Below are 18,474 nucleotides of genomic sequence, written 5' to 3'. Positions count from 1 at the left end.
CCGGCCCGGTGGCCTGAAGCAGGGTCGGACTCGTCCGACCCTGTTTGTCTCAGGGCCAGGGGGCGCAGCCGGGAAGCCACCGCGGCGCTCGGGAACAATCCGCGGATGCTGGGCGCCGGCCGCGTCCGGCCAGGGCGAGTGGGCGAGGACGAGATGCTGAACGACCGATTGCGCACGGTGCTGGTGCTGGGTGGCGGCTCCGCCGGCTGGCTGGTGGCCGGCCTGCTGGCCGCCGAGCACCCCGACCTGCGGATCACGCTGGTCGAATCCGACGACGTGCCCGTCATCGGCGTCGGCGAAGGCACCTGGCCGTCGATGCGCGACACCCTGCGGCGCATCGGCCTGTCGGAGTCGGACTTCATCCGGCGCTGCCAGGTCGCGCTCAAGCAGGGCTCGCGCTTCGACGGCTGGCAGCGCGGCGGCGCAGGCACCGACGGCGACCGCTACTACCACCCGTTCATGCTGCCGGTCGGCCACGGCGATGCCGACCTGGTGCAGGCCTGGCTGGCCACCGATCCGGCGCGCCCCTTCGCTGATCTGGTCAGCCCCTCGGTCCAGCTGTGCGAGACCGGTCGCGCCCCCAAGCAGCTGCAGACGCCCGAGTTCGGCGCGGTGGCCAACTACGCCTACCACTTCGATGCGGGCCTGTTCGGCCAGCTGCTGCGCGAGCACGCCGTGCAGCGGCTGGGCGTGCGGCATGTGGTGGACCACGTCGACGCGGTGCTGTCGGCCGACAACGGCGACATCGCCGCGCTGCGCACGCGCGGCCACGGCGAGCTGGCGGCGGACCTGTTCATCGACTGCTCCGGCCTCGCCTCGCGCCTGATCGGGCAGCACTTCGGTGTGCCGTTGAAGAGCGAGCGCGAGGTGCTGTTCAACGACGCCGCGATGCCGGTGCAGGTGCCGTACGCCAGCGCCGACCAGCCGCTGGCCACCTGCACCATCGCCACCGCCTGGGCCAAGGGCTGGATCTGGGACATCGGCCTGCCGTCGCGGCGCGGTGTGGGCTGCGTGTTCGCGCGCGCCCACGCCAGCGAGGACGAGGCCCAGGCGGCGCTGCAGGCCTACCTGGACGCCACCGGCGCCCCGCGCGAGCGCCCGGCGCCGCGCGTCATCCGCTACGACCCGGGCTACCGCCAGCGGTTCTGGGTGCGCAACTGCGTGGCCATCGGCCTGGCCAGCGGCTTCATCGAGCCGCTGGAGGCCTCGGCGCTGGCCTTGGTCGAGCTGTCGGCCCAGCGCCTGTGCGACGAGCTGCCGATGTCGCGCGCCAGCATGGACGCGGTGGCCGCCCGGTTCAACGACGACTTCGGCTACCGCTGGGCGCGGGTGATCGACTTCCTGAAACTGCATTACGCGCTCAGCGAGCGCGATGACACCGCCTACTGGCGTGCCCACCGCGACGCCGCCACCTGGCCCGGGCGGCTGCGCGAGCTGCTGCCGATGTGGCGCCTGCGCGCGCCGGCGCGGCACGACTTCGGCCGCATCGACGAGGTCTTCCCGGCGGCCAGCTACCAGTACGTGCTGTACGGCATGGGTTTTCGCCCTGTCCCGCAGCCCCCCTCGGCTGCCAAACTGCAGAGCGCCCTGGCCTGCTTCGACGAGGCCGCGCGCCAGACGCGCCGCTTCGTCTCCGGCCTGCCCGGCCATCGCAGCCTGATCGACCACCTTGTGAAGACCGCCGCATGACCCGCCCCGCGATGCTCGACAACATCACCCACCGCCACCTGCGCGTGCACACCGGGCACGCGGCGGCGATGGGCGATGCCCGCAACTCGGCGCTGGCGCTGCCGGCCGAGTTCCGCCGCCTGCAGGCGCATTTCCCCATCGTCTTCCAGCTCATCGACGGGGACGGCGGCTTCCAGCCGATCGCGCTGTTCGGTCTGGAGGACGGGCAGAACCTCTTCCTGACGGAGCGCGGCTGGGACGCCACGGCCGTGCCGATGGCGGTGCAGCGCGACCCCTTCCTGATCGGCCGTGCCCCGGACGACACGCTGCAACTGCACATCGACCTGGACAGCCCGCGCATCGTGCGGGCCGACGAGGGCGAGGTGGGGACCGCGCTGTTCATGCCCCATGGCGGCTTCAGCGACTACCTCGACCACATGGTCAAGCTGATGGAAAGCCTGCACGCGCACGCCCAGCAGCTGCCGTACTTCATCGAGGCGCTGACCCAGCATCAGCTGCTCGAACCGCTGGTGCTTGACCTGGAGACACCCGGCGGCGAACACAGCCGCTTGACCGGCCTGTTCACCATCAACGAGGAGCGGCTGACGACGCTGCCCGGTGCCGCGCTGGAGGCGCTGTCGCAGGCCGGCTACCTGCTGCCCTGCTACATGCAGATCGCCTCGCTGGCGCAGCTGCCCGTGCTGGCCGAGCGTGCAGTGCGTGCGGTGCGCCGCTGACAGGCCATGCGCGAGGTCCCGCTCTGGCAGGGTCCCATCGACCCCCGCGCGCTGCCCGATGCGCTGCTGACCGCGGCGCGGCCCTATGTCGTGCGCGGCGCTTTCGCCCACTGGCCGGTGGTGCAGGCGGCGCGCCAGTCCGACGTGGCGCTGGCGCACTACCTGATGCGGCTCTACAACGGCGTGCACATCGGCCTGTTCCAGCTGGCGCCCGAGGCCCGGGGCCGCGTCTTCTACGCCGACGACACCCTGCAGGGCTTCAACTTCAGCCGCCACGCGACCACGCTGGACCAGGTGCTGACCGGCCTGCTGCACCTGACCGCCACGCCGGAACCCCCCGCGCTGTATGTGGGCTCGACGACGGTGGAGGCGGTGCTGCCGGGCTTCCTGGACGCCAACGTGATGGCGCTGGGCGCGCGTGACGCGCTGGTCAGCCTCTGGCTGGGCAACCGCACCCGCATCGCCGCCCACTACGACCTGCCGGACAACCTGGCGGTCGTGGCCGCCGGCCGGCGCCGCTTCACGCTGTTCCCGCCCGAGCAACTGCACAACCTGTACCTGGGGCCGCTCGATCCCACCCCGGCCGGCCAGCCCATCAGCCTGGTCGACTTCGCCCGCCCCGACCTGGAGCGCTTTCCGCGCTTCGCCCAGGCCTGGGAGGCCGCCGAGGTGGTCGAGATGGACCCGGGCGATGCCCTCTTCATCCCCAGCATGTGGTTCCACCACGTCGAGGGCCTGGCGCCGGTCAATCTGCTGATCAACGCCTGGTGGCGCGAAACCCCCGAGTACATCGACTCGCCCCTGACGGCGCTGCGCCTGGCGCTGCTGACGCTGCGCGACCTGCCCGAGCGCGACCGGCGCATCTGGCAGCACCACTTCCAGCACTTCATCTGGGGCGCCGACGACAGCACCTGGGCCCACATCCCTGCCGCGGCCCGCGGCCTGCTGGGCCCGATCGACGAGGCCGTCGCGCGCCAGGCGCGCACCCAACTCCTGAACCAACTCAAGCGATGAACACCTCCCCGAACGCCTTCCACCGCGTCGTGATCGCTGGCGGCGGCACCGCCGGCTGGATGACGGCCGCGCTGATGAGCAAGCTGCTGGGCAAGCGGCTGGAGATCAGGCTGGTCGAGTCCGAGGAGATCGGCACCGTCGGCGTGGGCGAAGCCACGATCCCGGCGCTGCACACCTTCCACAACCTGCTGGGTCTGAACGAGGCCGAGTTCATGGCCGCCACCAACGCCACCTTCAAGCTGGGCATCCAGTTCGAGGGCTGGAAGGCCATCGGCGAGCACTACTTCCACTCCTTCGGCAGCACCGGCAACGACCACTGGAGCGCCGGCTTCCAGCACTTCTGGCTGAAGGGCCGGGCGCAGGGTCTGGCGCGGCCCTACACCGACTACAACCCCGAGACGATGGCGGCCCACGCCAACCGCTTCGCCCATGTGCCCAACAACGCGCTGAACTACGCCTACCACCTGGATGCGGGCCGCTATGCGCGCTTCCTGCGCGGCCTCAGCGAGGGCTACGGCGTGCAGCGCATCGAAGGCAGGATCGCCCGCGTGCTGCAGCACGAGACCGACACCGCCACCGCACGCGCCGGCGACATCGCGGCGCTGCAGATGATGGACGGCAGCCGCATCGAGGGTGACCTCTTCATCGACTGCACCGGCTTTCGCTCGCTGCTGCTGGGCGAGACGCTGGGCGTGGGCTACGAGGACTGGTCCTACTGGCTGCCCTGCGACCGCGCCGTGGCGGTCCAGACCAGTTCGGTGCGCGAGGCCTGGCCCTACACCCGCTCGATCGCCCACCCCTTCGGCTGGCAGTGGCGCATCCCGCTGCAGCACCGCGTCGGCAACGGTCTGGTCTACAGCAGCAAAGAGCTGAGCGATGCCGATGCCCCGGAGGTGCTCAAGCGCCACGTCGAGGGCGATGTGCTGATCCAGCCGCGCATCCTGCGCTTCCTGCCGGGTCAGCGCGACAAGGTCTGGGAGCGCAACTGCGTCGCCGTGGGCCTGGCGGGCGGCTTCGTCGAGCCGCTGGAGTCCACCAGCATCCACCTGATCCAGCGCCACGCGATCCGCCTGATGCAGCTGTTCCCGTCGGGCGGCATCCAGCAGGCGGATGTGGACGAGTTCAACCTGCAGTCGCGGCGCGACCTGGAGCACATCCGCGACTTCATCGTGCTGCACTACCACGTCAATCAGCGCACCGATTCGGCGCTGTGGCGGCATGTCCGCGAGATGACGCTGCCGCCCACGCTGCGCCACCGGATCGAGCTGTTCCGCGAGACGGCGCGCGTGTTCCGGCCCAGCGACGAGCTGTTCGCCGAGAACTCCTGGATCCAGGTGATGATGGGCCAGGGCCTGATGCCTGGCCGCTACCACCCGGTGGCCGACCTGATGGGGCCCGACGAGCTCCAGCGCTTCCTGGAGGACATCCGCGTGCGGGTGCAGCGCATCGTGGCCGGCCTGCCGGCGCACCAGGCCTATGTGCAGCAGCTGTGCGCGCCCTTCCGCGACCCGGCGCCGGCCGCCTGAGGCCGGCGGCGCTCGCCTGAGCGGCCACCGGCGGGCCCGGCGCCGGTCTTCCACCGTTGTCAAGGTGGCGAGACATGGGTGTATGTACCAATGTCTGGACACTTTGCGCCCCAAGCTTGCCCCACCTCAACCCTGGCGCCTCCCGCCTCGCTAGGCTGATCTCCATCCGCGTGTCCCGCGGTGGAGGTCTGTATGCGCATCGTCCTGATCCACCCCAACTACCACTCCGGTGGCGCCGAGATCGCCGGCAACTGGCCGCCGGCCTGGGTGGCCTACCTGGCCGGCTACCTCAAGCACGCCGGCTACACCGACCTGTGCTTCATCGATGCGATGACGCACCACCTCAGCGACGAGCAGGTGCGCGAGCGGCTGCTGGCGCTGCAGCCCGACATCATCGGCTGCACCGCGATCACGCCGGCCATCTACAAGGCCGAGGCGCTGCTGAGGATGGCCAAGGAGGCGCTGCCGCAGGCTGTGACCGTGCTGGGCGGCATCCACGGCACCTTCATGTACCCGCAGGTGCTGCAGGAGGCACCGTGGATCGACGCCATCGTGCGCGGCGAGGGTGAGCAGGTCTTCCTGAACCTGGTGCGCGCGGTCGACGACGGCCGCTGGCGTTCAGAGGGGCCAGGTGTGGTGCACGGCATCGCCTACCGGCAGGACGGGCAGGTGGTGGCCACGCCGGCCGAGCCGCCGATCCAGGACCTGGACCGGGTGGCGCCCGACTGGGGCGTGCTGGAGTGGGACCAATACATCTACATCCCGATGGGCGTGCGGGTGGCGATTCCCAACTTCGCCCGCGGCTGTCCCTTCACCTGCAGCTTCTGCAGCCAGTGGAAGTTCTGGCGCGACTACCGGGTGCGCGACCCGATCAAGGTGGTCGACGAGATCGAGACCCTGGTGCGCGAGCACCAGGTGGGCTTCTTCATCCTGGCCGACGAGGAGCCGACGATCCACCGCAAGAAGTTCATCGCCTTTTGCGAGGAGCTGATCCGCCGCGACCTGGGCGTGCTGTGGGGCATCAACACCCGCGTCACCGACATCCTGCGCGACGAGGCCCTGCTGCCGCTGTTCCGCCGTGCCGGTCTGGTGCATGTGAGCCTGGGCACCGAGGCGGCGGCGCAGCTCAAGCTGGACCGCTTCCACAAGGAGACCACGGTCGCGCAGAACAAGAAGGCGATCGCGCTGCTGCGCGAGGCCGGCATCGTCACCGAGGCGCAGTTCATCGTGGGCCTGGAGAACGAGACCGCCGAGACCCTGGAGGAGACCTACCAGATGGCGCGCGACTGGAACCCCGACATGGCCAACTGGGCGATGTACACGCCCTGGCCCTTCTCGGACCTGTTCCAGGAGCTGGGCGACAAGGTGGAGGTGTTCGATTTCGAGAAGTACAACTTCGTCACGCCGATCATGAAGCCCGACGCGATGGACCGCGCCGAGCTGCTCGACCGGGTGATGCACAACTACCGCCGCTTCTTCATGAACAAGGCCTTCTTCCAGTACCCCTGGACCAAGGACCGCACGCGGCGGCGCTACCTGATGGGCTGTCTCAAGGCCTTTGCCAAGAGCGGCTTCCAGCGCAGCTTCTACGACCTGGGCCGGGTGGGCTACTGGGGCCCGCAGAGCAAGGGCAAGGTCGACTTCGGCTTTGCCGGCGAGCGGGTCCATGCGCGGCCCGATGCCGCCGCCATCGCCGCGGCCGACGAAGGCTGGGTGACGATGCACGGCCCGAAGATCGCGATGCGCCGGCGCGAGGGCGAGGCGATCGCCGCCGAGGCCTTGTCGCGCATGAGCGAGGTGGCCGACGGACCCGCGGCCACGCCGTGAGCGCGGCGGTCGGCCGCATCGGCCCCAACGCGATCCTGCAGGTGATGGCGGTGCTGCGCGCCGGCCCCGGCGAGGCGGCCTGCCGCGCCGTGCTGGCCCAGGCCGGCCTGGCCGCCTACGCCGACACGCCGCCGCAGACCATGGTCGACGAGGCCCAGGTGCAGGCGCTGCACCGCGTGCTGCGCGAGCACGGCTCGGTGGCCGAGGCCCGGGGCATTGGCCGCGCGGCCGGGCTGGCCACGGGGGACTATCTGCTGGCCCACCGCATTCCGCGGCCCATGCGCTGGCTGCTGCCGCGCCTGCCGGCCACCTGGTCGGCGCGCGTGCTGCTGGTGGCCATCCGCCGCCACGCCTGGACCTTCTGCGGCAGCGGCCAGTTCAGCGCGCAGCTGCTGCGGCCCGGTCGGGTGCAGCTGCGGCTGCAGGGCAGCGCCACCAGCCGCGGCGTGCAGGCCGACGAGCCCCTGTGCGACTACTTCGCCGCCACCTTCGAGCGCCTGTTCCAGGCGCTGGTGTCGCCCGCCTCCAGGGTGCAGGAGGTGGCCTGCGCGGCGATGGGTGCGCCGGCCTGCGAGTTCGAGCTGGACTGGTGAGCGCCCAGCGCGCTCATCACCGCCGGCGGTCCCGGGTGCAGGCGCGGCGGCGCGCAGGGCTGCTCCGGCAGCGCCGGGGTGTCCAGGCCGGCGGGCAGGCGAAAGCGCACCCGCTCGACCTCGCCCGGCAGCGCGCGCGGCGCCGATGCGCCCAGCGCCACCAGGCGATCGCACAGCGCGTCGACCAGGGCGGGTGGGGTGGACGCGGCGGCGGTGATGCCCACCTGGCGCACACCCGCCAGCCAGGCCGGGTCCAGCTCGTTCGCCTCCTCGATCAGCCAGGCGCGCACGCCGGCCTGCTCGGCCACCTCGCGCAGCCGGGCGGCGTTGGCGCTGTGGCGCGCCCCCACCACCAGCACCGCGTCCACCTGGCGCGCCAGCGCACGCACCGCGAACTGGCGGTTCTGTGAGGCGTAGCAGATGTCCGAGGTGTTGGGTCCCTGCAGGTCGGGCCAGCGCTGGCGCAGCACATCGATCAGGCCGGCGGTGTCGTCGATCGACAGCGTGGTCTGCGTGACATAGGCGGCGCGGGTGTCGCCCGGCCAGTCCAGTGCGGCGATGTCGGCGGCGCTGCCCACCACGGCCAGCGGCTCGGCGGCGGCCACGCCGCGCGTGCCCTCGACCTCGTCGTGGCCGACCTGGCCGATCAGGATCACCCGGCGGCCGTCGGCGCTGTACTGGCGCACCTGCTGGTGCACCTTGCTGACCAGCGGACAGGTGGCGTCGATCACGCGCAGGCCGCGCGCCTGGGCGGCCTCCAGCACCGCATCGGCCACGCCGTGGGCGCTGAAGACCAGCACCTCGCCGCGCGGCACCTGGGCCACGTCATCGACGAAGACGACGCCGCGGCGGCGCAGGTCCTCGACCACCTGGCGGTTGTGCACGATCTCGTGGAACACATGCAGCGGCGCGCCGAAGCGCGCCAGCGCCCGCTCGACGCTGTCGATGGCCCGCTCCACGCCGGCACAGAAGCCGCGCGGCTGGGCCAGCAGGATCTCCAGCGGCGGCGTGGCCATGGCAGGGGGCGGATGGCCTCAGTTGGGGGCGGCCGCGGTGGTCGCGGCGGCCGGCGGCGTCGCGGTGGCGGTGCCCATCGGCACCCCGCCCAGCGCCGGATGGTCCTTCAGCATCGACTGGCCGGCCAGCGGCTTGTTGACCCCCTGGTGGCAGGTGGCGCAGCTGATCTTGGCCACATCGCCGCCCGGGCCCTTGCGGTGGTCCGGGAAGACCGAGGTCAGCGGCAGCAGGTACTGGTTGTTCAACTCGCGGGCCATGCGGATGCCGTGGTAGGCCTGGGTGCGCGCCAGCGGGCTCTGCGACCACTCGGTGTGCGAGCGGGTGTTGTGGCAGTGGGTGCAGTTGACGCCCAGCGATTCGCTCATGTGGATCATCAGGCCGAAGGTGTTCTCGGTCTGGCGGATCGTCATCGGGCTGCCCATCGGCAGGGCCTGCGGCGTGCCGGTGCGGATCGGCTCGGCCCCCACCAGGTAGCGCGACAGCACGTTCACATCCAGCGAGGTCAGGCCGGCCTGCATCGACGGGTGGTTCTGGCCATAGCCCAGCGCCGAGGCGCCGCCGGCATGCTTGCCGCCGTCCTGGTTGAACCACACCGCGGCCGGCACCGGCTGGCCACGGTGACAGGTGTAGCAGGTCACCCCGGTCTGCTGGACGTGGCTTTGCCAGTCGGCATTCAGGTGGCGGGTCATGGTCAGCATCTTGCGCGCCACGACCTTGGTGTAGAGCGAGTCGTCGGAGAGTTCGGCGCCCTGGGCGTGGCAGTAGGCGCAGCCCTGCTGCGGCGACACCCAGTTGGTGATCGCCTGCATCGTGCGGGTGAACTCGCCCACCGGCAGATCGCCCAGCACCTTGACGTTCTTGAAGACGTCCTTGGCCAGCGGCGAGCCGGGCGGCGCCGGCACCGCGGGCAGCGGCTCGGGCAGGGTCTGGGCGGCCAGCAGCGGTTCGGTCAGGCGCGGGTTGCTGACCTGGCCCATGGCGGTGCCGCGGTAGCCGGTCTGCTGGCTCTCCATCGGCGGGCGTTCGCAGCCCGCCAGCAGGGCGCAGAGGCTCAGGGCGGCGGCCAGCAGGCCGCGGTGGGGCGTGTTCTTCATGGGTGCTCCTGCGGGATCAGCGGGCCGCCAACGGCACGGGGGTTGCGGGCGCGTCGGCGGACATCGGGTCAGTGCGGGGCGAGGGCCGGGTCCGGTCCGACCGGGTAGGCCGCCGGGTAGCTGGGCGCCACGCCGTGCTGGACCGCCCACAGGTACCAGTTGTCGACCACGGTGCCGGTCAGCAGGATGCCGATGCCGCCGCACAGCGGGCACAGCACCGCGAACCACCAGGCCCAGCGGTGGATGGATTCCATCGTCGCGTTGAAGCCCATGGTCCAGCGCCAGAACAGCGCCGCGCGCTCGCTGGCGGTGCCGCGGTCCAGGATCTGCTCGATCTCGCGCTCGCCGCCGAAGCGGGTGACGGCCAGGATCGTCGCCCCGTGCATCGCGAACAGCAGCGCCGAGCCGTACAGGAAGGCGATGCTGAGCATGTGGAAGGGGTTGTAGAACAGGTTGCCGTAGCGCAGCGAGAAGGCCGCCGTCCAGTCCAGGTGCGGGAAGATGCCGAAGGGCACCGCCTCGCTCCACTGGCCCAGCATCACCGGGCGGATGAAGCCCAGCACCAGGTACAGCCAGATCGCCGCGGCGAAGGCCCACGCCACATGCGTGCCCAGGCCCAGCGCACGGGCCCGACGGTACATGCGCACCCACCACAGCAGGATGGCCATGGTCAGGCAGAAGCCCGCCATCAGCCACCAGCCGCCCTTCTCGAGCGGCGGGATGCGCAGACCGTACTCGGCCGCCGGCGGCTCCAGTGCCAGCCAGGGCAGCTGCCGGACGAACTCGATCGGGTTCCAGTTGACCGAGGCCAGCATGTTCAGGCCGATGATCTCGAAGGCCGCGAAGCCCAGGATCAGCGCGACCACGCCGAGCCAGCCCAGGTAGATCGGGCCGATCTGCGCGTCGCCGAAGCGTCCGAGCAGGTGCACATGCACCGGGGTGCCGGCGCGCTTGTCCTCGGCCAGCGCCACGCCGGGGTAGGCGGGCGAATGGACCTGGACGCGGGTGAAGATGTTCTGGTACTCGGCCATGGGAGCTCCTGTTGTCTTCTAGGGGCCGTGGGTGGGGGTGTTCAGCGCCAGACGGGCAGGCTCAGCCACCAGTTCCACCATTCGGGCCAGCCGCGGGTCCAGAAGGGACCGCTGAGCACGATGCAGATCGCGCTCCAGAAGGCCGCCGACAGCGCCAGGAACAGGCCCAGGCGGTGGATGCCCAGCGAGCCGATCGAGTAGCCGATGGTGTCGCGGAAGAAGGTGTTCTCGTGCTCGGGCGCCTTGACCACTTCGCCCTTGCCGGGGTTGGTGGCCGACAGGATCAGCGAGCCGTGCAGCGCCAGCGCGAAGCAGGTGGCGAAGAAGAAGCTCACGCCCAGCATGTGCGCCGGGTTGTAGTGGAAGTGCAGGTACTGGTAGCCGGTGTTGGACACCCAGTCCAGGTGGCTCATGATCCCGTAGGGGAAGCCATGGCCCCAGGCGCCCAGCAGCATCGGTCGGATCACCACCAGCGTGAAGTAGGCGAAGATCGCGAAGCTGAAGGCCACCGGCACATGCAGCCCCATGCCCAGCTTGCGGCAGATCTCGACCTCTCGCAGGGCCCAGGACACGAAGGCGCCCAGCGCACAGATCGTGATCAGCTGCCACAGCCCGCCTTCGGCCAGTGGCGCCAGGCGCAGGCCCCAGCTCAGGTCCGGCGGCGCGATGCTGATCTGCCACAGGTTCCAGGTCGGCCCCAGCGCCGCGCCCCACAGGATCAGCGCGGTGCCCAGGGTGGCGAAGAAGGCGGTGGTGACGCCGAAGAAGCCCACGTAGAACGGACCGACCCAGAAGTCGAACAGGTCGCCTCCGATCAGGGTTCCGCCGCGGACGCGGTATTTGCGCTCGAAGCTGAGCATGGCCATGGCCGACTCCCATGCAGACGCAGCACACCAGGGCTGCGCCGATCAGGTGTTGGGTCGGCATGCGACCGGTCGCTTGCCCGCAGGCAGGCGGCAGGCTCGGATGCCGAGGGACGGTGAACAAGGGGGTCTCCGGCCCGAACCCTGCGTCCGGGGACGCAGGGTGGGTGCGGGGACTAGCCCTTGGGCGGTGCCTCGACCTGGACGGTCGCCGCCTTGGTTTTCTTGGCGCCGTCGAGCCAGTTGAACTTGTCGGTGCTCAGCAGGATGAAGTGAATGAGCAGCGCCAGTCCGAACAGGAACGTGAACAGCGCGATGAGGACCCTTCGCGGGTCGAACAGCAACCACAATCTCCACATGTCTTGTCTCTCCATTCAAGGGATGTTGGACAACAGGGTGTAGACCGCCGACCTGACGCCGCCGATCAGCGAGCGATGGTCCTCGGCACCGGTCAACCAGCTGCGCCAGGGAATGAACAGCAGCTGGGCGATCACGGCGATCACCAGGAACATCGCAAAGCACACACAGAACACCAGCCGCGAGGACTCGGCGCCCCGGGTGTGGCCAACGTCGGGCTTCAGGGTGGAAGCGGTCATCTCTTGCTCCTCAGGAGCGTTGAAGGCGGGCCAGGCTCAGAGCCAGGGACGCCAGTTCCACACCAGGATGTGGGCGACGATCGCGATCGCAGTGAACGCGATGAAGCTGGTCACAAACATGCCGTGAAACTCGCGTGCTTCCTGCTCGGTCAGTCCGGACAGGGAGCCCTTACGGTCATCAGCCATAGTGGGGGTTCCTTTTCTCAATGGCCTTGCGGCCGATACCGCGGCTCCATCCCGCGCGGCAAGGGCGCCCGGTGGCAGGGCTGCCAGCCGGAACGTCGGAAGCGGGCGTCATCGGCGTCATGCCGGCACGCCCGTGGTCAGGGTGTCGCGCAGGCGCGCCATGCGCTCGGCGGTGACACGGTCCTCGCCGGCCTGCTGCGCCTCGTGCTCGGCGCGGTCGCGCAGGCGCTTGGCGGCCGAGATCTGCACCAGCACCGGCTGGGCACGCACCAGCTCATCGAGCAGGCGCTGCGCCTCGTCGTCCCAGGCCTGCGGGCGCTCGGGCGCCAGGCGGGCCGGGGTGGGCTCGACGGCATCCAGCGCCGAGGCCAGCGGCAACACATGGAACAGCGCGTCGAAGAGGGCGTTGCAGACCTCCTGCAGCACATAGGTGGCGCCGGCATAGCCCATGAAGGGCGTGCCGGTGGCGCGGCGGATGATGGCGCCCGGGAACGACGCCGGGATGTAGCTGGGCCGCGGGCCATGGCCGCCGGCCAGCTCGGCCAGGTACATGCGCTCGTTGAAGGAGCCGAACATCACCAGCGGCGTGCGGCTGTGGGTGAGGCGGCGCACCTCGGCGTTGTCGGTCTTGGCGCCGGGCACGCGTGGCACCGCGAACTGGCAGGGCAGGCCCAGCTCCTCGCCCAGGTAGCGCTGCAGGCCACGGGTGTAGGTGGCGCCGGCCACCACCGCGAAGCTGGCGGTGGCGAAGAAGTCCTGCGTCACCGAGCGCCACAGGTCCCACACCGGCTTGAGCGTGGTGTGCTTTTCCTGCTCGATGAAGGGCTCGGGGTCCAGGCCCAGCATCTCGCCCAGGGTGCGCAGGAAGCGGGTGGTGCTGTGCACGCCGATCGGCGCATGCAGCCAGGGCCGCTCCAGTTGTTCGCACAGCGCGGCGCCGAACTCGCGGTACAGGCAGACGTTGGCGTCGGCCTCGGCCAGGCGCGGCACGTCCTCCAGGTGGCTGCCCAGCGGGAAGCTGAGGTTCACCTCGGCGCCGATGCCTTCGACCAGGCGACGGATCTCGGCCAGATCGCTCGGGCCGTTGAAGACACCATAGCTCGGGCCGATCAGGTTGACCTTGGGGCGCGCGCCGGCCGGGCGTTCGGCCGCGGGCCGGGCCGCGGGGATGCGCTTCGTGCCGTACTGCGTCCACAGCCAGCTCATCGCACGGTTGGCGCACTGCCACTGGTCTTCGTCGATCGTGCGCGGCAGGAAGCGCAGCAGGCCGGTGCCCTCGGGGGTGACGCCGCCGCCGATCATCTCGGCGATCGAGCCGGTCACCACCACCGCCGGCAGGTCGGGGTCCAGGGCGCGGTGGGCGCGGCGCATCGCGCCTTCGGTGCCTTCGCGGCCCAGCTGTTCCTCTGCCAGGCCGGTGACGACGATCGGCAGCTCGTGCGGTGGCAGTGCGTCGGTGTAGTGCAGCACGCTGGTGACCGGCAGGTTCTCGCAGCCCACCGGGCCGTCGATCACCACCTGCAGGCCCTTGATCGCGGTGAACACGTACACCGCGCCCCAGTAGCCGCCTGCCCGGTCATGGTCCAGCACCAGCATGGTCTACACCCCCACCGGCGCGTTCGCCGCCTGCTGGATCTTGATGACGCGGCGGCGGAAGTCGGCACGGAAGGCCGGCCGCTCCTGCGGCGCCTGCTGCCAGACGCCGCTGCGGTCGCCCTGGCCGACGCCGGAGGCGCCGAAGAAGTCGTCCATCGCCTCGAAGCGCGCGCGGTTGGCGATCGCGGCGTTGATCACCGTGGCCAGCGAGCCGGCGCCGGCCGGGCCCATCAGCGGCCGCGCCGAGATCAGGTTCGTGAAGTACAGCGCCGGCGTGCGGGCCTGCTTGGCCGCCTGCACCAGCGGCGTGGTGCCGATCGCCAGGTCGGGCTCGAAGGCGCGCATCGCGGCCAGGTCCTGCTCCAGCGAGGCGCGGCACTGCACATGCACGCCGTGCGCGGCCAGCCAGTCGCGGTCGTCGGCGTTCCAGGGCGTGGCCGGTGCGGCGGTGCCGCAGTAGCGCAGGTCGGCGCCGCTTTCCACCAGCAGGCGCGCCACCAGCAGCTCGGAGCCCTCGTAGCCGCTGAGCGTGAGGCGGCCGCGGATCGGCTGCGACGCCAGCGCGCTGCGCACCGCGGGCACGAAGCGGTTGCGGGCGGCGTCGATCATCGCCTGCGGCACGTTGGCGCTGCGCCCGATCGCCTGCAGCCAGGCGTCGGTGCCCTCGGCCCCCACGGGCGCCGAGCCGACGATCGGCCGGCCAGCGGCCTGGAACTCGCGCACGCTGGCGGTGTAGAAGGGGTGGATCGCGGCGACCACGCTGGCGTCCAGCGCGGCGTACAGCTCGCGCCATTCGCGCGTGGGCACCACCGGGCCGGCGGCCAGGCCCAGGGGGTCGAGCAGCGCGCCCAGCACCACCGGGTCGGCGGGGAACATCTCGCCCAGGAAGGCCACGCTGGGCCGCTCGGCGCGGCCGCCGCGCGGTGCCTGCACCGGGCCGGACTCGGCCTCGGCGCGGGCGTAGCGCAGCATCGCGCCGGCCAGCACGTCCTTGGCCTCGGCATGGGTGGGCACGCCGAAGCCGGGCACGTCGATGCCGATCACGCGCACGCCGTCGATCTGCCTGGGCAGCAGCTGCAGCGGCACGCCGCTGGCGGTGGGCACGCACAGGTTGATCACCACCACCGCGTCGACCTTCTCAGGGTCAGCCAGGCCAAAGACCGCTTCGCGGATGTCCTCGAAGAGCTTGCCGGTGACCAGGGTCTCGCTGTTGAAGGGCACGTAGCCCACGCTGCGGCGCGCGCCGTAGAAGTGCGAGGTGAAGCTCAGCCCATAGACGCAGCAGGCCGAGCCCGACAGCACCGTGGCCACGCGGCGCATGCGCAGGCCCACGCGCAGCGAGCCGAAGGCCGGGCACATGCTCTGCGGCTGGTCGTGCGGGCCCTGCGGGTAGTCGCGGGCGTAGCGCGCCAGCGTGTCGGCGGTGGACTCGGGCAGCTGCTGCGCCAGCGCCGCGACCTGTTCGGCCGAGGCGTGGCAGCCCAGCGCCTCGGGGGCGCCGTCGTGCAGGGGCAGGGTGGACACAGTCATCGCTGGCTCACTCGGGGTCGTAGACCACCTCCAGCGAGGGCTTGGCCACCACGGCGCGGCCCATCATGTCGGCGTCGGTGGCCGGTTGCAGCACCACGTCGCGGCCGACCGCGCTGCCCGAGAACAGCGCCAGCAGGCCGTCCTGGCTGAGCGGGCGGGGCTGCTGCGGCGGGGCCTCGGCCACGGCGTCGGCCAGCTGGCCGAACAGCGGACCCCAGGCGCCATCGGGGCGGCCGATGATCTCGTAGGCGGCGCTCTTGCGGCGGATGTCCTCGTGCGCGGGGATGCTGGCCAGCACCGGGATGCCGGCCTGCGCGGCAAAGGCCTGGGCCTCGCCGGTGCCGTCGTCCTTGTTGACCACCAGGCCGGCCACGCCGACGTTGCCGCCGAGCTTGCGGAAGTACTCGACCGCCGAGCAGACGTTGTTGGCCACGTACAGGCTCTGCAGGTCGTTCGAGCCGACGACGATGACCTTCTGGCACAGGTCGCGGGCGATCGGCAGGCCGAAGCCGCCGCAGACCACGTCGCCCAGGAAGTCGAGCAGCACGTAGTCGAAGCCCCAGTCGTGGAAGCCGAGCTTCTCGAGCGTCTCGAAGCCGTGGATGATGCCGCGCCCGCCGCAGCCGCGGCCGACCTCGGGGCCGCCCAGCTCCATCGCGTAGACGCCGTCGCGCTTGAAGCAGACATCGCCGATCGCCACCGATTCGCCGGCGGCCTTGCGGCGGCTGCTGGTCTCGATGATGGTGGGCGTGGCCTTGCCGCCGAACAGCAGGCTGGTGGTGTCGCTCTTGGGGTCGCAGCCGATCAGCAGCACGCGCCGGCCCTGCTGGGCCATCATGTAGCTGAGGTTGGCCAGCGTGAAACTCTTGCCGATGCCGCCCTTGCCGTAGATCGCAATGATCTGTGTGCCCTGCTTGACGGGGCCGATGGACGGCGCGTCGGGCTCAATGGCCGCTTCGGCGCGCAACTGCAGATCGCGCAGCACCTGCACAGGCACCTCGGTGGGAGAGTTCATGCGCTGTGCCTCCAGTCGAGAATCATCTTCAGGCAGCCGGCGTCGCCGAAGGCGGTGCGGTAGGCCTGGTCGGCCTGATCGGCCTCGCAGTGGTGGGTGACCAGGCCGTCGAGCGGCAGCACGCCGGACTCGATCAGGGCCTTGACGGCCAGCAGGTCGGGGCGCTGCCATTCGGCCGCGACGCGGATGCGCGCTTCGCGCATGAAGGCCGGCGGGAAGGCGAAGGACACGCGGTCGGGGTAGAAGCCGGCCAGCACGATCTCGCCGCCGGGGGCCAGGCGCTGCATCAGCACGTCGAGCATGGCGGCATCGCCGCTGACGTCGCAGACGCTGCGGTAGTCGCGGCGCGGGTCGTCATCGGGGTGCAGCACGGTGTAGCCGCGGGCACCGTCCTGGCGGCGGGCGTCGGTTTCCCAGACGACCGTGTTGGTGCAGCCGGCGGCCACGTTCAGGCGCGCCAGCAGGCGACCCAGCACGCCGTGGCCGACGATCAGCTCGGGCGGCTCGGGGTGCTCGCAGGTGCCGCCGCGGGCCACCGCGTGGTAGGCGGTGGCGGCCAGGGCCATCAGCACTGCATCTTCGCCCAGGGCCTCGTCCACGGCCACCACGCGGCGCGCCGGCACCACCAGGCGCTGTGCGGCGCCACCGAACAGGCCGCGCACCGGGCCGAAGCAGTTGGCGCCGGGCACGAAGACGCGGTCGCCGGGGCGGAAGGCGCTGTCGGCGCCGGCTTCGGCCACGCGGCCGACCGACTCGTAGCCCGGTACCAGCGGGTAGCCCATGCCGGGGAAGGGCGGCATGCGGCCGCTCCACAGCAGGCGCTCGGTGCCGGTGGAGATGCCGCTCCATTCCACCTCGACCAGCAGATCGTCCTCGCCGCGCGGCGACAGGGCCAGGCGCTCGAGCTGCAGGTGCTCGGGTGAGGCGAGAACGACGGCCAAGGTGTCAGTGGAAATTGACATGTTGAGTGTCACTGTACGCTGACATATTGAGTTGTCAAGGGTGATTTACGACGGGGTCCGTGGGGGGCTCAGGTGCCGGGCTTGAGCGCCATCAACACCCGCGTCTGCAGCGGCTGGCGGGTGGCGTGCTCGCGCGGCGCCTGGAAGCCGGCGGCCTGCAGCAGCTCGGACAGGCGGGCCGCGCTGCGCGGCCGGCCGCTGCGCATGGCCAGCAGGTAGAAGCCGAAATAGGCGTCGCCCATGCGCGCGGCGCCGGGGGTGTCGGCCATCGGTTCGGCGAGCAGCAGTGCCCCGCCGGGGGGCAGCGCGGCGTGCACGGCGCGCAACAGTGCCTGGGCAGGTTCGTCGTCGTGGTCGTGGACCACGCGCACCAGCGAGACGATGTCGGCGCCCGTGGGCAGCGGCTGGCGCAGGAAGTCGGCGCCGTGCACGCGGGCGCGCTCGCCCAGCGCCTGCCAGTCTGGCTGCTGCCGTGCGCGCTCGACCACCGCCGGCAGGTCCAGCAGCCGCAGCGACAGCGCCGGCGCGCGGCGCGCCGCCTCGATCAGGAAGCGGCCCTGGCCACCCCCCACGTCCATCAGGCAGCGCCAGCGCCGCAGGTCCACCGCGTCCAGCACCTGCTCGGCCACCAGCGGCTGCGAGGCGCTCATCAGCTCGCTGTAGGCGCCCACGTCGGCGTCGCCGAGCTGGCCCGGCGCGGTGGTGGTGGCGTAGGGCCAGAACGCGGCCAGGTGGCTGTCGCGGGCCTGGCCGCGCAGCAGCGCCACCGGGTCGGCCAGGTCGGCATAGAGCGCGCCGTGGTGCTCGACCATCGCGCTGATCGCGCGGTCGCCGGCCATCACCGCGCCCAGCGGGCCCAGGCCCCAGCGGCCGGCGCCGCGTGGCTCGACCAGCGACAGTGCCTGCGCCGCCTGCAGCAGCCGCAGGCAGGCGCTGGCGTCCAGGCCCAGCCGGGGCGCCAGCGCGTCCAGCGTGCGGGGGCCCTCGGCCAGGTGGTCGAACAGGCGCAGCTGCACGCAGGCCAGCAGCACCTGCGAGTAGACGAAGCCGGCGACCAGGTCGAACAGCGCCTGCGCGCGCCGACGCGCCACCCAGCGCGTCAGCGGGAAGCCGGCCGCCCACTGGCGAAAGCGCGGGCTGCCCAGCAGGCGGTCACGCCAGCGCGCCCAGCCGTCGCGCCAGGGCGCGGGGGGGGGCGCCGTCCCAGCGGACGTCGGCG

17 protein-coding genes and 1 pseudogene are annotated in these 18,474 nt (G+C 71.4%); 6 read left to right on the top strand and 12 right to left on the bottom strand.

Annotated elements, in window-relative coordinates; translation table 11 throughout:
• Window positions 1-153: 153 nt before the first annotated feature.
• The 6 genes from KAK03_RS07535 (at window position 154) to bchJ (ending at window position 7,365) form a co-directional block, all read left to right on the top strand.
• Window positions 154-1,689, top strand: a complete 1,536-nt coding sequence (locus tag KAK03_RS07535; protein ID WP_210852942.1) for a tryptophan halogenase family protein — start codon at window positions 154-156, stop codon at window positions 1,687-1,689.
• Entirely contained in the window at window positions 1,686-2,405 is a 720-nt protein-coding gene (locus KAK03_RS07530) for a SapC family protein (RefSeq protein ID WP_210852941.1), read from the top strand. The genes KAK03_RS07535 and KAK03_RS07530 overlap by 4 nt, the downstream gene beginning before the upstream one ends.
• A gap of 6 nt (window positions 2,406-2,411) precedes the next feature.
• On the top strand, window positions 2,412-3,419 hold the full coding sequence (locus KAK03_RS07525) for a cupin-like domain-containing protein (RefSeq protein WP_210852939.1): 1,008 nt from the start codon (window positions 2,412-2,414) through the stop codon (window positions 3,417-3,419).
• On the top strand, window positions 3,416-4,945 hold the full coding sequence (locus KAK03_RS07520; protein ID WP_210852937.1) for a tryptophan halogenase family protein: 1,530 nt from the start codon (window positions 3,416-3,418) through the stop codon (window positions 4,943-4,945). Before KAK03_RS07525 ends, KAK03_RS07520 begins: the two co-directional genes overlap by 4 nt.
• Before the next feature lie 192 nt (window positions 4,946-5,137).
• A complete protein-coding gene (gene bchE, locus KAK03_RS07515; protein WP_210852935.1) occupies window positions 5,138-6,772 on the top strand; it encodes a magnesium-protoporphyrin IX monomethyl ester anaerobic oxidative cyclase in 1,635 nt (544 codons plus the stop codon).
• A complete protein-coding gene (gene bchJ / locus KAK03_RS24905) occupies window positions 6,769-7,365 on the top strand; it encodes a bacteriochlorophyll 4-vinyl reductase (protein ID WP_310738503.1) in 597 nt (198 codons plus the stop codon). Before bchE ends, bchJ begins: the two co-directional genes overlap by 4 nt.
• An 83-nt stretch (window positions 7,366-7,448) precedes the next feature.
• Here the strand turns inward: bchJ and ispH are convergent.
• The 12 genes and pseudogenes from ispH to KAK03_RS07455 form a co-directional block, all read right to left on the bottom strand.
• Window positions 7,449-8,366: pseudogene (gene ispH, locus KAK03_RS07510) on the bottom strand (4-hydroxy-3-methylbut-2-enyl diphosphate reductase); the annotation flags it as partial.
• A gap of 33 nt (window positions 8,367-8,399) precedes the next feature.
• Window positions 8,400-9,476 (bottom strand): photosynthetic reaction center cytochrome PufC, encoded by a 1,077-nt coding sequence (gene pufC, locus KAK03_RS07505; protein ID WP_210852933.1) that lies wholly within the window; start codon window positions 9,474-9,476, stop codon window positions 8,400-8,402.
• A gap of 68 nt (window positions 9,477-9,544) precedes the next feature.
• Window positions 9,545-10,507 (bottom strand): photosynthetic reaction center subunit M, encoded by a 963-nt coding sequence (pufM, locus tag KAK03_RS07500; protein ID WP_210852932.1) that lies wholly within the window; start codon window positions 10,505-10,507, stop codon window positions 9,545-9,547.
• A gap of 41 nt (window positions 10,508-10,548) precedes the next feature.
• Window positions 10,549-11,373, bottom strand: coding sequence for a photosynthetic reaction center subunit L (gene pufL / locus KAK03_RS07495; RefSeq protein ID WP_210852930.1), 825 nt, complete (start codon window positions 11,371-11,373; stop codon window positions 10,549-10,551).
• Between the two features lie 173 nt (window positions 11,374-11,546).
• Window positions 11,547-11,729, bottom strand: coding sequence for a light-harvesting antenna LH1, alpha subunit (gene pufA / locus KAK03_RS07490; protein WP_210803183.1), 183 nt, complete (start codon window positions 11,727-11,729; stop codon window positions 11,547-11,549).
• A 15-nt stretch (window positions 11,730-11,744) separates the two neighbouring features.
• Complete coding sequence (locus KAK03_RS07485; RefSeq protein WP_210852928.1) at window positions 11,745-11,966, bottom strand: hypothetical protein; 222 nt, start codon at window positions 11,964-11,966, stop codon at window positions 11,745-11,747.
• A 36-nt stretch (window positions 11,967-12,002) separates the two neighbouring features.
• Window positions 12,003-12,152: a light-harvesting antenna LH1, beta subunit gene (pufB, locus tag KAK03_RS07480; protein ID WP_210803181.1), complete on the bottom strand. Its 150-nt coding sequence runs from the start codon at window positions 12,150-12,152 to the stop codon at window positions 12,003-12,005.
• 117 nt (window positions 12,153-12,269) lie between these two features.
• The gene (gene bchZ, locus KAK03_RS07475; protein WP_210852926.1) at window positions 12,270-13,748 is read right to left on the bottom strand and encodes a chlorophyllide a reductase subunit Z; all 1,479 of its coding nucleotides are present in this window, start codon (window positions 13,746-13,748) and stop codon (window positions 12,270-12,272) included.
• Between the two features lie 3 nt (window positions 13,749-13,751).
• Window positions 13,752-15,278, bottom strand: a complete 1,527-nt coding sequence (gene bchY, locus KAK03_RS07470; RefSeq protein ID WP_210852925.1) for a chlorophyllide a reductase subunit Y — start codon at window positions 15,276-15,278, stop codon at window positions 13,752-13,754.
• A 7-nt stretch (window positions 15,279-15,285) separates the two neighbouring features.
• A complete protein-coding gene (locus KAK03_RS07465; RefSeq protein ID WP_210852923.1) occupies window positions 15,286-16,293 on the bottom strand; it encodes a chlorophyllide a reductase iron protein subunit X in 1,008 nt (335 codons plus the stop codon).
• A complete protein-coding gene (gene bchC, locus KAK03_RS07460; protein ID WP_247660977.1) occupies window positions 16,290-17,234 on the bottom strand; it encodes a chlorophyll synthesis pathway protein BchC in 945 nt (314 codons plus the stop codon). The genes KAK03_RS07465 and bchC overlap by 4 nt, the downstream gene beginning before the upstream one ends.
• Before the next feature lie 89 nt (window positions 17,235-17,323).
• Window positions 17,324-18,346 carry a methyltransferase gene (locus tag KAK03_RS07455; protein WP_210852919.1) on the bottom strand — a complete coding sequence of 341 codons (1,023 nt, stop codon included), beginning with the start codon at window positions 18,344-18,346 and terminating at the stop codon, window positions 17,324-17,326.
• Window positions 18,347-18,474: the final 128 nt, after the last annotated feature.

The organism is Ideonella alba (assembly GCF_018069845.1).
GTDB classification, from domain to species: domain Bacteria; phylum Pseudomonadota; class Gammaproteobacteria; order Burkholderiales; family Burkholderiaceae_C; genus Ideonella; species Ideonella alba.
The sequence above is the reverse complement of the archived record's forward strand: the minus strand, read 5'-3'. Positions and strand labels throughout refer to the sequence as shown.

What these genes read in the sequence shown, in the direction of transcription:
- KAK03_RS07535 (WP_210852942.1), top strand. Translation starts at nt 154, where the DNA reads ATGCTGAACGACCGATTGCGCACGGTGCTGGTGCTGGGTGGCGGCTCC.
- KAK03_RS07530 (WP_210852941.1), top strand. Translation starts at nt 1,686, where the DNA reads ATGACCCGCCCCGCGATGCTCGACAACATCACCCACCGCCACCTGCGC.
- KAK03_RS07525 (WP_210852939.1), top strand. Translation starts at nt 2,412, where the DNA reads ATGCGCGAGGTCCCGCTCTGGCAGGGTCCCATCGACCCCCGCGCGCTG.
- KAK03_RS07520 (WP_210852937.1), top strand. Translation starts at nt 3,416, where the DNA reads ATGAACACCTCCCCGAACGCCTTCCACCGCGTCGTGATCGCTGGCGGC.
- bchE (WP_210852935.1), top strand. Translation starts at nt 5,138, where the DNA reads ATGCGCATCGTCCTGATCCACCCCAACTACCACTCCGGTGGCGCCGAG.
- pufC (WP_210852933.1), bottom strand. Translation starts at nt 9,476, where the DNA reads ATGAAGAACACGCCCCACCGCGGCCTGCTGGCCGCCGCCCTGAGCCTC.
- pufM (WP_210852932.1), bottom strand. Translation starts at nt 10,507, where the DNA reads ATGGCCGAGTACCAGAACATCTTCACCCGCGTCCAGGTCCATTCGCCC.
- pufL (WP_210852930.1), bottom strand. Translation starts at nt 11,373, where the DNA reads ATGGCCATGCTCAGCTTCGAGCGCAAATACCGCGTCCGCGGCGGAACC.
- pufA (WP_210803183.1), bottom strand. Translation starts at nt 11,729, where the DNA reads ATGTGGAGATTGTGGTTGCTGTTCGACCCGCGAAGGGTCCTCATCGCG.
- KAK03_RS07485 (WP_210852928.1), bottom strand. Translation starts at nt 11,966, where the DNA reads ATGACCGCTTCCACCCTGAAGCCCGACGTTGGCCACACCCGGGGCGCC.
- pufB (WP_210803181.1), bottom strand. Translation starts at nt 12,152, where the DNA reads ATGGCTGATGACCGTAAGGGCTCCCTGTCCGGACTGACCGAGCAGGAA.
- bchZ (WP_210852926.1), bottom strand. Translation starts at nt 13,748, where the DNA reads ATGCTGGTGCTGGACCATGACCGGGCAGGCGGCTACTGGGGCGCGGTG.
- bchY (WP_210852925.1), bottom strand. Translation starts at nt 15,278, where the DNA reads ATGACTGTGTCCACCCTGCCCCTGCACGACGGCGCCCCCGAGGCGCTG.
- KAK03_RS07465 (WP_210852923.1), bottom strand. Translation starts at nt 16,293, where the DNA reads ATGAACTCTCCCACCGAGGTGCCTGTGCAGGTGCTGCGCGATCTGCAG.